The 14,831-nt window shown below is 36.5% G+C and carries 15 protein-coding genes; 12 read left to right on the forward strand and 3 right to left on the reverse strand.

Annotation, left to right across the window (positions count from 1 at the left end; all coding sequences use genetic code 11):
* The 3 genes from WAK64_RS17360 to WAK64_RS17370 all read left to right on the forward strand — a co-directional run bounded on the left by WAK64_RS17360 (window position 1) and on the right by WAK64_RS17370 (window position 4,100).
* The gene (locus tag WAK64_RS17360; protein ID WP_336588263.1) at window positions 1-951 is read left to right on the forward strand and encodes a diacylglycerol/lipid kinase family protein; all 951 of its coding nucleotides are present in this window, start codon (window positions 1-3) and stop codon (window positions 949-951) included.
* A 15-nt stretch (window positions 952-966) separates the two neighbouring features.
* Window positions 967-3,111, forward strand: coding sequence for a type I pullulanase (gene pulA / locus WAK64_RS17365; protein ID WP_336588264.1), 2,145 nt, complete (start codon window positions 967-969; stop codon window positions 3,109-3,111).
* Between the two features lie 215 nt (window positions 3,112-3,326).
* On the forward strand, window positions 3,327-4,100 hold the full coding sequence (locus WAK64_RS17370; RefSeq protein ID WP_336588297.1) for a phosphotransferase family protein: 774 nt from the start codon (window positions 3,327-3,329) through the stop codon (window positions 4,098-4,100).
* On the opposite strand, the gene WAK64_RS17375 is transcribed toward WAK64_RS17370, so the two are convergent.
* The gene (locus WAK64_RS17375; RefSeq protein WP_336588265.1) at window positions 4,097-4,375 is read right to left on the reverse strand and encodes a YtzH-like family protein; all 279 of its coding nucleotides are present in this window, start codon (window positions 4,373-4,375) and stop codon (window positions 4,097-4,099) included. The two genes, WAK64_RS17370 and WAK64_RS17375, sit on opposite strands and share 4 nt — an antisense overlap.
* Before the next feature lie 150 nt (window positions 4,376-4,525).
* On the opposite strand from WAK64_RS17375, the gene trmB reads away from it, so the two are divergent.
* Window positions 4,526-5,173, forward strand: coding sequence for a tRNA (guanosine(46)-N7)-methyltransferase TrmB (trmB, locus tag WAK64_RS17380; protein ID WP_336588266.1), 648 nt, complete (start codon window positions 4,526-4,528; stop codon window positions 5,171-5,173).
* A 255-nt stretch (window positions 5,174-5,428) separates the two neighbouring features.
* Window positions 5,429-6,274, forward strand: a complete 846-nt coding sequence (locus tag WAK64_RS17385) for a YtnP family quorum-quenching lactonase (RefSeq protein WP_336588267.1) — start codon at window positions 5,429-5,431, stop codon at window positions 6,272-6,274.
* Between the two features lie 118 nt (window positions 6,275-6,392).
* Here the strand turns inward: WAK64_RS17385 and WAK64_RS17390 are convergent, their stop codons facing one another.
* A complete protein-coding gene (locus WAK64_RS17390; protein ID WP_336588268.1) occupies window positions 6,393-6,710 on the reverse strand; it encodes a PepSY domain-containing protein in 318 nt (105 codons plus the stop codon).
* Window positions 6,711-6,839: 129 nt separating this feature from the next.
* Here WAK64_RS17390 and WAK64_RS17395 point away from each other — a divergent pair, with 129 nt between their 5' ends.
* The 4 genes from WAK64_RS17395 (at window position 6,840) to WAK64_RS17410 (ending at window position 11,912) form a co-directional block, all read left to right on the forward strand.
* Complete coding sequence (locus WAK64_RS17395) at window positions 6,840-7,913, forward strand: M42 family metallopeptidase (protein ID WP_336588269.1); 1,074 nt, start codon at window positions 6,840-6,842, stop codon at window positions 7,911-7,913.
* A gap of 65 nt (window positions 7,914-7,978) precedes the next feature.
* A complete protein-coding gene (locus WAK64_RS17400; protein ID WP_336588270.1) occupies window positions 7,979-8,497 on the forward strand; it encodes a DUF84 family protein in 519 nt (172 codons plus the stop codon).
* Between the two features lie 185 nt (window positions 8,498-8,682).
* Entirely contained in the window at window positions 8,683-10,683 is a 2,001-nt protein-coding gene (locus WAK64_RS17405; RefSeq protein WP_336588271.1) for a penicillin-binding transpeptidase domain-containing protein, read from the forward strand.
* A 173-nt stretch (window positions 10,684-10,856) separates the two neighbouring features.
* The gene (locus WAK64_RS17410) at window positions 10,857-11,912 is read left to right on the forward strand and encodes an SDR family oxidoreductase (RefSeq protein ID WP_336588272.1); all 1,056 of its coding nucleotides are present in this window, start codon (window positions 10,857-10,859) and stop codon (window positions 11,910-11,912) included.
* A 379-nt stretch (window positions 11,913-12,291) separates the two neighbouring features.
* Here the strand turns inward: WAK64_RS17410 and WAK64_RS17415 are convergent, their stop codons facing one another.
* A complete protein-coding gene (locus tag WAK64_RS17415) occupies window positions 12,292-12,738 on the reverse strand; it encodes a YtoQ family protein (RefSeq protein ID WP_336588273.1) in 447 nt (148 codons plus the stop codon).
* A 120-nt stretch (window positions 12,739-12,858) separates the two neighbouring features.
* On the opposite strand from WAK64_RS17415, the gene WAK64_RS17420 reads away from it, so the two are divergent.
* The 3 genes from WAK64_RS17420 to WAK64_RS17430 are packed head-to-tail and all read left to right on the forward strand — an operon-like array spanning window position 12,859 to window position 14,772.
* The gene (locus WAK64_RS17420) at window positions 12,859-13,368 is read left to right on the forward strand and encodes a hypothetical protein (protein WP_336588274.1); all 510 of its coding nucleotides are present in this window, start codon (window positions 12,859-12,861) and stop codon (window positions 13,366-13,368) included.
* Between the two features lie 60 nt (window positions 13,369-13,428).
* Window positions 13,429-14,460: a PTS sugar transporter subunit IIC gene (locus WAK64_RS17425; protein WP_336588275.1), complete on the forward strand. Its 1,032-nt coding sequence runs from the start codon at window positions 13,429-13,431 to the stop codon at window positions 14,458-14,460.
* Complete coding sequence (locus tag WAK64_RS17430; protein WP_336588276.1) at window positions 14,461-14,772, forward strand: thioredoxin family protein; 312 nt, start codon at window positions 14,461-14,463, stop codon at window positions 14,770-14,772. It begins immediately after the preceding gene.
* Window positions 14,773-14,831 lie beyond the last annotated feature (59 nt).

Below are 14,831 nucleotides of genomic sequence, written 5' to 3' on the forward strand. Positions count from 1 at the left end.
ATGCGAACAGTATTTATTGTTAATCCTAATGCGAAAAATGGGTATTCTTTAAAAAAGTGGAAAATGATTGAGAATGAAGTTTCTGCCACCTTAGAGGATGCTGAAATTTATTATACAGAGTATCCGAATCACGCAAAAGATTTGGTAGGGAAAATAAAGCAGCAATTTGAAGGAGAAAGAGTATTAGTCGTGGCGGTAGGAGGAGATGGTACCGTCCATGAAGTGATAAATGGTGCTATTTCTAAGGAACATTTATTAGTAGAGTTTATACCTGCTGGATCTGGGAATGATTTTATGAGAGGGTTCAGTCAAAAATCGACAATGCATGAATCTTTTAAATCAATTATGTCAGGCCTAAAGAACAGAGAGCCATCTCAACGTTTTGATAGTGGTTTTTATCAATTAGGTGAGTATCAGAAGGGCTTCTTTGTGAATAATATGGGAGCAGGATTCGATGCACATGTTGTCAAACGTGTGAACGCGTCAATAATGAAAAAATTATTTAACCGTTTTTCTATTGGTAAATTAATATACGCTTTTTATATTGCGAAAGAATTGTTTACTTTTAAACCAAAAAATATTCAAATTGAAGTGGATGGAGAAACGCACGTTTTTGAGAATACTTGGCTAGTCGCAATATCTAATCAACCTTATATTGGTGGGGGAATGAAAATTGCTCCACAGGCAGTACCAACAGACGGTCTTTTAGATGTTACGGTTGTTAATAATGTATCTAAACTTAAGCTATTATTTTTATTTATGACTGTTTTTAAAGGAGATCATTTACGACTGCGGGAAGTAAAGAGTTTGCAAGGAAAAGAAATTCAAATACTGCCTGAAGATGATGTACTAGTACATGCAGATGGTGAATCAGTAGGGCATTTGACAGGGAATAACCAAAATCAAGGGTTATTTGTCAGTGTAAAAGAGAAAAGTTGGAAAAAGTTTTAAAAGTAGGTGAGATTGTTGCTGTCTATTAGCCGAAAGTTTGATGCGTATTTAGATGACATGTTTCAATTAACTATATTATTGCCATACAGCTACTTTGATGGGAAAAGCTCCTCTTTTTCATTATGTTTACAAGAGCATAAGTGGGACGTGCACATTAAGGAAGTGGTCTGTCTTGAGGAACATATGAAATATATTTGTGAAACAAATGCAATCATCCAATTTGGTCAAACTTACGAGGTAATAGATGATAGAGGCATGTCAACCGATCTCCAAATAGGTGCTGTCATTCGAACGGACCACTTTGATGAGCTCTTTTATTATGAAGGTAACGATTTAGGTGCCAATATTATGGCTAACGGAACGCTTTTTAAAGTATGGGCACCTACAGCTACTGCCGTAAAAGTGCGATACAAACAACCGCTAACAGGTAAAGTTAAAGAGGAGCCTTTAATCCGCGGAGAAAATGGGATATGGAGTCAGCAATTGACTCAAAATTTAGAAGGCTATTATTACAGCTTTTTAGTATGCATTAATTTATGCTGGCATGAGGCTGTTGACCCTTATGCAAAAGCATTGTCCGTAAATAGCGAATGGGGAGTTGTTGTAGATCTTAGAAAAACTCTGCAGTTAAATACTCCCCCACCTCCTTTTTCAAGCCCAACAGAAGCCATTATTTATGAAGTTCATGTACGTGATCTTACAAGTCACCCTAAAAGTGGCGTGAAGCAAAAAGGAAAATACTTAGGCTTAATTGAAACAAACACGAAAACAGTCAATGGTTATTCTACTGCCTTCTCTTATGTAAAAGAGTTAGGTGTTACTCATGTTGAATTATTACCGGTAAATGACTTTGGAGGTGTTGATGAGTTACAGCCAAGTAAGAGCTACAATTGGGGCTATAACCCGTTGTTTTTTAACACCCCCGAAGGTTCCTATTCCTCAGCCCCTGCAGACCCTTATGCTCGAATTAATGAATTAAAGCGAGTAATCCATCATTTCCACCTTCATGATTTAAGAGTTATTTTAGACGTAGTATATAATCATGTATATATTCAAGAAACATCTAGCTTTGAGAAAATTGTTCCAGGGTATTATTTTCGTTACGATTCACGTGGTTTCCCATCAAATGGTACAGGTGTTGGCAATGACCTTGCATCCGAACGAAAGATGGTAAGAAAATTTATTGTAGATTCAGTTGCCTACTGGTTAAAGGAGTATAAAGTAGATGGTTTTCGTTTTGATCTCATGGGCAATCTAGACCTAAAAACAATGAGAGAAGTAAAGGAAACCGTGGAGAGAATTCACCCTGGTGCTCTATTACTAGGAGAAGGATGGGATTTACCGACTACACTTCCGCAAAAGATGAAAGCAATAAATGGTAACTCTAGACAATTGACAGGCATTTCTTTTTTTCATGATCGATTTCGTGATTGTTTGAAAGGAAGTACATTTGATTTAAAGGAGACAGGCTTTACATTAGGCAAAAAAGGAATGGAAAAGGAGATTGTGTCGCTTTTTATTGGACATTCAATAATTGATGGGGTGAAAGAGGGGGACCTTGTTGCGAGACAGTCGATTAATTATGTGGAATGTCATGATAATTATACTCTGTGGGATAAAATTTCTGCCATCTATCCAAATGAAACCGAGCTGAATGAAAAACGCCATCGACTGGCAAGTTGCATGGTTTTACTCAGTCATGGAACACCCTTTCTACATGGAGGCCAAGAGTTTTTTCGAACAAAACAGGGTGTTGAAAATAGTTATAATTCACCCGATGCTATTAATTGGTTTGACTGGAATCTTCGAGAGAAGAACGATGAGAATATTGAATATTTAAAGACCATTATTGCATTGAGAAAACAACAAAAGGTTTTACAACTAGATAGTAGGGAACAGATAACAAAACACTTACTTGTTTTTCAAGCAGCGAATGGGATTATTTCTTTACACTATAAAGATATCCGTGAATTTGGGCAGTGGAATGATTTATTTATTGTCTTTCATGCAAATTCTGAGCCACAAAATATTCAATTACCTGAGGGGAATTGGGGTGTGTTGGTAAATAGAGATCAAGCGGCTTTAACACCGATTAAAAGGAATTTAGAACATGAAGTGGAAGTAGAGGCGTTAAGTGTTAATATTTTTTGTACAGATTAGCAGTTTTTGACGAAGCCTTGACGAACCATAGGGAAAAACGATAGAATTTATAGAGATGGCTATTGTTGTCCTGATGCTTCAATAGCTGTCTTTTTTCTTTTAATTAATAATAAACTTAAAGATATAAAATGGAATGGATGAATAGCAGGATACCTCTATAGGTTTTTTAGAGAATTTCAGCTAGTATCAGCGATACAATTGAAGGGTGAAGCATGTTGGAACATTTATTCGATCACGAATGGGAAATAATACCTGCAGGAGGTGCGACTGGGGAAGCTTTTTTCGCACAGAGAGAAGAACAGAAGCTTTTCTTAAAAAGAAATTCTTCGCCTTTCTTAGCGGTGCTTTCTGCAGAAGGAATTGTTCCGAAATTAATTTGGACAAAACGCCTTGAAAATGGAGATGTGATTACCGCTCAACAATGGCTAAATGGAAGAGAGTTAGCTGCAAAGGAAATGAAACAAGATCGAGTGGCAAAATTACTGAATAAAATTCATAGCACTAAGCCTCTTCTCGGCATGCTTCAACGATTACAGGTTGAACCATTTCGGCCTGAACAGATGCTTACTCAAGTGGAAACTTCTCTTGATTTGGATTTAGTAAGTACTCCATCCGTACAAAGAGCAATCGAGTTTCTACAAAAGGATATTCATAATATTCATAATGAAGAGTTTGTTGTTTGTCATGGGGATGTCAATCATAACAACTGGTTGCTTTCTGACCGCAACCAGTTGTATTTGATAGATTGGGATGGAGCAATGATCGCTGATCCTGCTGTTGATTTAGGCCCACTTTTGTATTGGTATATTGATGAGAAGGATTGGGAGAATTGGCTGCATCAGTATGGTCTAAATTTAACAGATTCGCTACGACTTCGAATGAAGTGGTATGTTGTATCTCAAACATTGCTTTCCATTCAATGGCATAAAGTGAAAAAACGTTTTCATGAAATGAATCATTGGCTCGAGTATTTACATCGTATACTTTAGAAATAAGTATTCATATCTTCAACCCAATTTTTTAAATTATCTTGGTGTGACTGAATATGTTCTTCTAAATGTTGAGTATGAATGCCTTCTTGACTATACTTGTAAATTTCTTCTAAAGCTGATTGGAGTTGTGAGTTTACATTACCGTGAACCATTAATGATTTGACTAAACGTTCTACTTGTTCGCATTCTGCAACAGAACCACAGCAATCTGTCTGATGATTGTTTAATATATCAGAAAGTAATTCCATTTGATTTTGCTGATTTAACGGCATGTCGTACCACCCTTTCTTGATGGAGTTAAAAAGGAATTCACTCTTATTGTGTGAATTCTTTTTTAGATTATACAACTCGTAAAGAGGGTTGCATGAAGAGGGCTGTCATGGTATGTTTTGAACGATACAACAAAAGAAAGGTGAGTCCTTATGCGATTAAGACATAAACCCTGGGCGAAGGAAAAATTAAACTCTTTTCCTCAATATTTCATTAGTGAACCGGAAAATAATAAAGGAAAATGGAGAGAATTATTTCAAAATGATTATCCCATTCATATAGAAGTTGGAACAGGAAAAGGAAAATTTGTAACGGGTATGGCGAAGGCTAACCCATTCATCAATTATATTGGAATTGAGTTGTACGAAAGTGTTGCTGTTACAGCATTAGATCGATTAATTGAAGCAGAACTACCAAATTTAAAATTGTTAAGTGTTGATGCACGAAATTTATGTGATTTTTTTGCTGAAGGTGAAATTGATCGAGTGTATTTAAACTTCTCAGATCCTTGGCCTAAGTCCCGTCATGCGAAAAGGCGATTGACACATGAAGGGTTTCTTCGTATTTATGAGGAAATTCTTGTGAATGAAGGGGAAATTCACTTCAAAACAGACAATCAGAAATTATTCGAATACTCCTTACAAAGTTTTTCTGCATATGGATTACGACTGAATTATGTAAGCTTAGATTTACACAAAAGCGACTTTGAAGGGAACATCATGACTGAGTATGAAGAAAAATTCTCAAGCATAGGGCAACGAATTTATCGGAGTGAAGTGCGTTATTTGAGAAAGAGATAACTGTATGACTGAATGAGAAAATGACCCTTATCGGGTCATTTTTTAATTTTCACAAACAATCTTTATTGAATGATGGAAAATTCTTCAAATACGTCGTCAAAATGACCATGATTCTTTCATCCCATGCTTCTATATTCTATTATCCTTATTCTCGACTCCTCCATAAACTTGCAAAACCTTGATTTAAAGTGCATACAACAATTCTTTTTAAAAACAAAGACATGTTACAATGGGGAAAGAACAGGGGGGATTAATATGGAACAATTAACAATTGGTGATGTTACGTTTACTTGGTTACGGGGGGGCGTTACTCACATGGACGGTGGTGCGATGTTTGGTGTAGTGCCTAAACCACTGTGGGAAAAGAAATATCGTTGCAACGAAAAAAATCAAATTGAACTTCGAACTGATCCAATCTTTTTTCAGTATTATGGTAAAAACATCATGATCGAATCAGGTATTGGGATTAATCGATTAAATGATAAGCAAAAACGGAATTACGGTGTGTTGGAAGAATCAGCAGTACAAACCTCTCTGGCCGAATTAGGGGTTAAGCCAGAGGAAATCGATATAATTCTTATGACGCATATGCATTTTGACCATGCAAGCGGATTGACGAAAAGGGTGAATGGTGAATTGCAATCAGCATTTCCTTCCGCAACAATCTATACGACTCAAATGGAATGGAACGAAATGCGTGAGCCAAATATTCGTTCTAAAAATACATATTGGAAAGATAATTGGGTTTCAATAGCACATCAAGTCAAAACATTTGAACAAGAACTAGAGATATTGCCAGGGTTAACAATGATTCATACGGGGGGACATAGTGAAGGTCATGCCATCATTAAGTTTGAACTCGGTAATGAGACATTGCTTCATATGGCTGATATTATGCCAACGCATGCTCATACAAACCCTTTATGGGTACTTGCATATGATGATTATCCTATGACATCCATATACGCTAAAGAAAAGTGGATCACGGAGGCAATGGAAAATGAGTATTGGTTTTTATTCTATCACGATGCAGTATTCCGAGCGGTAAAGTGGAATCAAGAAGGCTCAGTAGTAGACGAATTACAGCGGGTTAAAAGATAAAAAATAAATAAGCTTAAGAAGAGTGAGTTGGCCTTATGAATGTACCTACTCACTCTTTTTGAAGTTATGGAATTTATTTGGTCAAGGGGATGAAATACATTGGCCATTTCTCTTCATTTTAATTTTTTATTAATGAGATATCCATTATCGTTCCGGTGTGAGCATCGGCAATAAATTCATAATGCTCATTGTTGCCATTTCGATGCCTTGAAATTCCTCCACGGTATATTTTTGATGTCATCGGAGTGATTTCATAATTTTCAGGTTCCATATGAATCCAGGAACCATTTATCGGCCCTTTGGCTTTAAAGGTATCTTTTACTTTTTGAAGGACTTTTTCCGATGAAATATACGTTTTTGTTTTCGTACTTTCTCTCAATAAATAAACACTCGTTATCCCAACTGCTGCTCCTATAAGAAAAGGTTTCCAGTTCATCCACATTCCCTCCAATTTAGCCTAATAAAATAAGTATACAAGACTTTTTTCTAGTCTTCACCTCAAAAGTGGTAACAAAACCAATTCTTCAGTACAATAAGAGGTATACATAAAAAAAGGAGCATGATGATGAATAACGAAACACGTCAATTATTTCAAACATTAACTGAATTACCTGGCGCTCCAGGTAATGAACATTTGGTTCGTAAGTTTATGAAAGAGCAACTAAGCCAATATTCAGATGAAATTATTCAAGATGGATTAGGTAGTATTTTTGGAATTAAAAGAGGAGAGACAGATGGACCATCTGTGATGGTAGCAGGCCATATGGATGAAGTAGGATTTATGGTCACTTCCATTACAGAGAATGGAATGCTTCGTTTTCAAACACTAGGTGGCTGGTGGAGTCAAGTGTTATTAGCACAGCGAGTTCAAATTTTGACAGATAAAGGTCCTATTATTGGCGTCATAGGCTCCATTCCACCACATTTATTATCTGAAGAAAAGAGACGTAAGCCAATGGAAATAAAAAATATGCTTATTGATATTGGAGCGGATAATAAAGAGAATGCTGTGGAAATTGGGATAAAACCAGGTCAACAAATTGTTCCGATATGCCCATTTACCCCGATGGCTAATGACAAGAAAATTTTAGCTAAGGCTTGGGACAATCGTTATGGATGTGGATTAGCGATTGAACTATTGAAAGAGCTAGAGGGTGAAAAGCTTCCTAATACCCTTTATTCAGGTGCAACGGTTCAAGAAGAGGTTGGTCTTCGTGGGGCTCAAACGGCTGCTTCAATGATTAACCCTGATATTTTCTTTGCTTTAGATGCAAGCCCAGCAAATGATATGTCTGGAGATAAAAATGAATTTGGCCAATTAGGACAAGGGGCATTATTGCGAATCCTTGACCGCTCAATGGTGACCCATAAAGGAATGCGTGAATTTGTCCTGGATACAGCCGAAACACATGATATACCATATCAATACTTTGTATCTCAAGGAGGTACAGATGCTGGAAGAGTCCATATGTCAAATGAAGGGGTTCCGAGTGCAGTAATTGGCATTTGCTCACGTTATATTCACACACATGCATCGATGATTCATGTTGATGATTATGCAGCTGCAAAAGAATTAATAGTAAAATTAGTTAAATCGTGTGATCATGCTACAATAAAAAGCATTCGTCAAAATAGTTAAACATAAAAAGCCTAAGCTATTGCTTAGGCTCTTATTATATACCTTAGAAAAAAGGAGAAGAGAAATTGAAAGTAGCGATTGGTTCAACAAATCCGACGAAAGTTCTAGCTGTAGAAGAGGCTTTTATTAAGAATGGATATACTCTTAACGTTTTGGCAACAAGCACAAATTCTGGAGTACGAGAACAGCCAATGACCGATGAAGAAACATTAATTGGCGCAATGAATCGTGCTGAAAATGCCAGAGTGAAGGAAGCGGCCATGATTGGAATTGGGCTTGAAGGTGGCGTGACGGAAACATCATTTGGGTTAATGCTCTGCAACTGGGGAGCACTTTCTTTAGAAGGACAGCCCCCTATTATTGCAGGCGGTGCGCGCTTTTTATTGCCAGAGGAAATTGCTGTTCGCCTTAGAAGTGGTGAGGAGTTAGGAATGGTGATGGATGAGTATAGCCATAAGAGTGATGTGGGAAAAAAAGAAGGCGCAGTTGGATTTTTCACTAACGAAAAAGTTACAAGAAAAGGAATGTTTGAGCACGTTATGAATTTACTAATTGGTCAATGGGAGTTCAAAAAGATTAGGTAGAAAACAATTGTTAAATCACAACTTACTGTTAATGGAGAATAGGGAGGATAGTCCTATTACATAAAGATGTTACTATATGATGGATTGTAGCTGTATATAGAAAATATTAGTATTTTCTATTGTAAAATGTCCTTGTTTTTGAAAAAATAAACAAGGACAGAATGAAAAGGGGAGTGTCAGTCAAGATGGTTAAAAAAATAATGCTCGTTTGTCTTTTTGCTACGCTTAGTATCATAGTAGCAGGATGTCAAAAGGAAGCAAAGCCCGATGAAAGACTGGAGGAATATGTAGAACTTTGGAATCAGGAAAAGTTCGATGATATGTTTAAATCGTATTTGTCCTCGGAGACGAAAGCAACATTTAAGGAAGAGGAATTTACGACAAGATACAAGAAAATATATCAAGATTTAGAAATAAAAAATATAAATGTTTCCTTTAAGAAACCTGAAAAAGAAGTAGATTGGGAAAAGGAAACTAATGCTGAATTTTCATTGACTATTGCAATGGATTCGTTAGCTGGAGAAATAAAATATGAGGAAAAAGTTCAATTAATAAAGGAAGAAGATAATGATCAACAAAACTGGTATATTGAATGGCAACCCTCCTTCATCCTACCTGGTTTAGAAAAGGGAGATAAGGTCGGCATTAAAAGTACAGAAGCAAAACGAGGCGAAATATACGACCGCAACCAACAGCCATTGGCTATTAATGGAGAGGCATTTGAAATTGGAGTTGTTCCAAAGGATTTTAATGAAGGAGATGTTGATAAGCTAGCTTCTTTATTAGGAATAACTCCTTCCTTTATACAAGAACAGTTAAATCAAAGCTGGGTTCAACCAGATCATTTCGTACCGATCAGAAAAATCCCACTGTCACAAGAATCACTAGCGTTAGAAATTACTGAATTACTTGGGGAAAGCTCCCTTAGAAGAGTGGAGGCTAGAGAGTATCCATTAGGAGAATCGGCTGCTCATTTGACGGGGTATATCGGTAATATAAGTGCCGAAAAGCTAGAAGAGTTACAGGGTGAGGGGTATACGGCACAATCCTTAATTGGAATTCGTGGAGCCGAACAGCTTTTCGAAGAACAACTAAGAGGAATAGAGGGCCAAGTTATATTTATTACAAAAGAGTCTGAAGAAGTAATTACTGTCGCTGAAAAAGTAGCTCAGGACGGTGAAAATATTTCGTTAACCCTCGATGGAGAAATGCAAAAAAAACTATTTGAAGAGATGAAGGGGGAAGTAGGAACAGCTGCTGCCATTCATCCGCAAACAGGAGAAGCGTTATCTCTCGTTAGTACTCCTTCGTTTGATCCTAATAAGTTTGTCTTAGGTATTTCTTCAAGTGATTATGAAAATCTTCAATCTAATCCAGATAATCCGTTACTAACGAGGTTTAGCACCACTTATTCTCCAGGCTCAACGATGAAGGCAGTTACTGCAGCCGTTGGACTTATGGCAGGGACATTAGACCCTGATCAAGCTCTTGAGATTCATGGAAAAGAGTGGAGTGATGAGGCTTTTGGAAATTATAAAGTTGTCCGAGTATATGCTACTGATTCATCCGTTGATCTAGAAAGTGCTTTAAAATATTCGGATAATATCTATTTTGCTCGAACTGGCTTAGATATGGGGGCTCAAACTTTTATAGATGGTTTGAAGAACTTTGGGTTTGGAGAAGAAGTACCTTTTACGTACCCTACAAAGCAATCTCAAATTTCTAACGATGGAACAATTTCAAGTGATGTACAGCTTGCTGACTCTGCGTTTGGTCAAGGTGAAATACTTATGAGCATCGTACACTTAGCAAGTGCTTATGGTGGAATTATTAATGATGGAACGATGATGAAGCCTGTTTTGCTTCAGGATGAAGAACAAGGTGTATGGAAGGAAAACTTACTAACGAAAGAGCAATCTGACCTTTTAAAAGAAAATCTCAGGAAGGTTGTTTCAGATGGAATTGCAAATAATGCAGAAGTTGAAGGGAAAGAAATAGCTGGTAAAACAGGCACAGCTGAAATCAAATTACAGCAGGGAGAAAAAGGAAAAGAAAATGGTTTATTCGTTTCGTATGACCAAAACGATCCAACAATGGTGTTAGCTATCTTACTGGAAGGTGTAGAAGATCGAGGCGGTAGTACTGGAACGATAGAGGTCGCAAAGAGATTTTATCAAAACTGGTAAGTTAATAAGACGTTTCCTCTTTTTATTTGATCAAAAAATATATAAGTAAGAGGGAGGCTCTTAATAGAAGCCTCCCTCTTTTATTTGATTACTTTTTAAATATAAGAATTAATGACAGTGTGCTATGATAGTAGATAAATAAGTTTTTTGAAATGACAACAGGAGTGAACAAGATGAATCTTTTCTTAACAGGATCTACAGGTTTTCTAGGTGGAAAATTGATCAAAAACCTTTTGCAAAATAAGATAGATCAAGTGTTTATTTTAGTTAGAAATCGTGAGAAGGCAGAGAAATTAAGAGCGTCATTTGAACATGAATTACAATCAAAAATTCATATTCTTAAAGGGGATGTCACTCTTCCAAATGCGGGACTAAGTCATGAGGAAATTGAGAGTTTAACGGGAAAAATCGATGGAATTTATCACTTAGCTGCCCTTGTAAAATTTGATTTGGACCTGAGAGAAGAATTGTTTACTATTAACTACGATGGAACGAAGAACATTCTTGAATTAGCTGAGCGTTTAAAGGTAAGGAAATTTTATTATGTCAGTACAGCTTATACGGTTGGAAAGTCTTCAATGGGCGTTGAAAAGTTATATCAGATGGATAATGAATTCAATAACCCATATGAGGAAAGTAAAGCAAAAGCTGAGCATTTAGTGTTTTCTTATCAAGAAAAAATGGATGTGTCGATTTTCCGACCAGCTATTATCGTCGGAGATTCTAAAAATGGTGAAGCAGATTCACAATTCACATTGTACGGCTTTATGAGAGCTTTAGATGTGTTTAAACGAAAAGTGGCTAGACGACAAAGAGAAGCTCGAACGTATCGATTAATAGCAGAACAAAATGGTACATCGAACTTGGTACCGGTAGATTATGTTGCGGATATTTTAAGCTTAGCTCCTGAAAAAGCTCGAAAAAATCAAATTTATCATATCACCAATCCTAATCCACCTCTAAATAGTCGTCTTCTAGATATGTTAAAAACGACCTTGCAATTCAGTAATTTAGACGTTGTGGAAGATTCGCAATTAGTAGAGTTGGATGCAGAAGAAGTTAAATTGAACGGTCTTATAGAAGTATTTAAAACGTATCTATCAAGAGATATTACTTTTGAAGACAGGAATACTCAAGAGTTGATTAAAGATACGAAGGTAGTTCACTTGGAATTAACGGACAAAACTATTGATATGATTATTAAGGCTGCTAGGCTACAGAAAGTGTAAAACAAGTAAGAAATAAAGACAAATTTCTTTGCTATGAATTACTTTGTATAGGTAAGTAATGCGTTCTTTAGAAAAAGTTTTATCAATAATACCTTGTAAATCTTTTTCATTTCTTAACTAGAAATGTGAAAGGTTCTACAGCAGCAACCCTATGGAAGTTCGTATTTAAATGAAGCATCCTCCTCGGCTATTTGGGAGAAACATAAAATAGTAGCTATTACATTCACAGATGTAGATGACAAATACCTTGTTTCTATATTTTTTCGTTCGTTTTAGAAATAGTCTAGTAAAACTATTCTGTGAGCCTTCACGGTGAAATGGGAAGGCAATTATATAAAAAAGCTTGAGAGAATTTTCTTTCAAGCTTTTTTCCTAAGGTTTACTTCTTGTCAAAGACATAAGAAACGACTTGTAAGGCTTGGTCGACTGTTTCAACAGTGACATTAGCTTTCCGAGACAGCTCCTTTAATGGATGGTGCAAGTTTTCAGGTCGTATAAGGATAAGAGGTTTTCCTAAAGCTAAGGCCGTCGCAGCATCCATAGCACTATTCCATTGCTTGTATTTTTCACCAAACAAGGCAATTACGATATCTGATTTTTCCATTAATACTTGAGTACGAAAGTTGTTAATACTAGAAGCAATATCATCTTTGATTAAATTGTTTGGTTGTGTCCCTAGTATTTCCTCTCCGATTGAATCGGAGCGTTCGTGATTTTCCATTGGTCCTACAAAAGTGAGGGGAAGAGATAATGAAGCGGATTTAGTCTTTACTTCTTCTCTCCATGTACTATGGATTTCTCCAGCTAAATATACAGTTATATTCAAGGTATTTCCTCCTTATTTTCATCTGCTTTTATTGTAACATAGTTGCTTTTTGACAGAGTTGTCAATCATCTAGTCAAAAGGTAATATAGAATTAGTCCTATATTACTCAGGAGGATGATTATGTATAACAAAAAAATAGCTATTGTAATGATGGTATTGATTCTATTCTTGTCAGCATGTAGTGCAACAGAAGAAGAAAATATAGAAGATGCAAAACAAAAGGTGGAATTATCTTTTGAAGAACCTACTAAAAAAAGAAACGAAAAGGCAGAAGGTCTATCTTTTTATACCCCATTCAGAATGAAAGTAGTAGAAGAAACACAAAATAATCTTATCCTTGAAAAGGGGTCAAATACGTATATAATGTTTTACAATCGAAATGAAGATGAGGAAAGTACTTTATTGTACGAGCTGTCGAAAGAAGGGCAATCGGATTTTCTCATTGAAGAGGTGTATGAAGGAAAAGAACGTTTTGGTTATTTTCTTGTCAGTGAAGAAAGTCATGAAAATGTTCAGGTCATCGTTGGGATTGGCGGCTCTAAAATCACGACAATCACCTCAATGTCGGATTTGCCGAAGACAGCAGAATTAATGATGAAGATGGTTTCATCTATTGAATTCAAGAAATAAAATATCCTAACATACTTGTCTTTTTAATCGTGATGGATTTACGAGATTGTGGAGGGAATAATGAAAAGTTACTTACAAAAAAAGGGTATTAATCTTTCTTTTCAAACCTATTTTATCGATGCATTAAGCTATATGGCACTAGGCCTGTTTGGTTCTTTAATTATTGGATTAATTATGAAGACGATTGGTGAACAAATACAAGGGATACTTCCTTTTAGCCAATTCTTTATTGAAATGGGAGAACTAGCCATGAGTCTTTTAGGCCCTGCAATTGGTGCAGCTATTGCTTATGGACTAGGAGCACCGCCACTAGTTATGTTTGCTGCTGTGGTGACAGGTGCTGCAGGAGCAGCTCTTGGAGGGCCAGCTGGAGCATATGTAGCAGCAGTCCTGTCAACAGAAGTTGGTAAACTGTTTAGCAAAACAACCAAAATAGATATTATTATTACTCCTTTTGTCACAATATTAGTAGGGTATTCAGTAGCAGCGTTAATTGGTCCATGGATTGCAGAATTTATGACGTTATTTGGAAGTTGGATTGAATGGGCGACAGAGCAACGTCCAATTACGATGGGTATTTTTGTAGCTGCTTTGATGGGACTTGCTTTAACGGCTCCCATCTCAAGTGTGGCCATTGCCTTAATGTTAGATTTGAATGGTATCGCTGCAGGGGCTGCAACGATTGGTTGTGCTGCCCAGATGGTCGGCTTTGCGGTAATTTCATATCGAGAAAATAAAATGGGTGGTTTACTTGCACAAGGAATAGGTACTTCTATGTTACAAGTATCTAACATTGTTCGAAATCCCCTCATACTAATTCCTCCTACAGTAGCCGGTATGGTTTTAGCACCAATTGGAACAACCATTTGGAAAATGGATAACATTGCTGCAGGAGCGGGAATGGGGACAAGTGGCTTTGTCGGTCAAATAATGACGTTAAAAACAATGGGGTTTACGACCGACGTACTAATACAAGTTCTATTGTTGCACTTTATTGGACCAGCATTAATATCCCTGTTAATATCAGAGTATATGAGAAAAGCTGGCTGGATTAAATTTGGTCAGATGAAAATTGAAACAGGAGGAAAATAAATGAGACACTTAAAAACAATAGAAGAGTTTAAGACCTTGAAGGAGTCTGGAAAACATGTGTTTATGTTCTCTGCTGATTGGTGCCCGGATTGTCGAGTAATCGATCCTATACTTCCAGAAATTGAAGGGGAATTTGAACAATATACATTTATTTATGTAGATCGTGACAAATTTATCGACTTGTGTGTTGAAATGGATATCTTTGGGATACCAAGTTTTGTTGCGTTTCATGACGGAAAAGAACTTGGGCGCTTCGTGAGCAAAAATCGAAAAACAAAAGAGCAAATTGTAGACTTTTTAATTGGCTTATAAATAGTTTTGAGTGATTCAAAAGCAATGGACAATAGTTAATTGCACAGTGGTCTTTCTTT

The sequence above is a fragment of the Bacillus spongiae genome (assembly GCF_037120725.1).
GTDB classification, from domain to species: domain Bacteria; phylum Bacillota; class Bacilli; order Bacillales; family Bacillaceae_K; genus Bacillus_CI; species Bacillus_CI spongiae.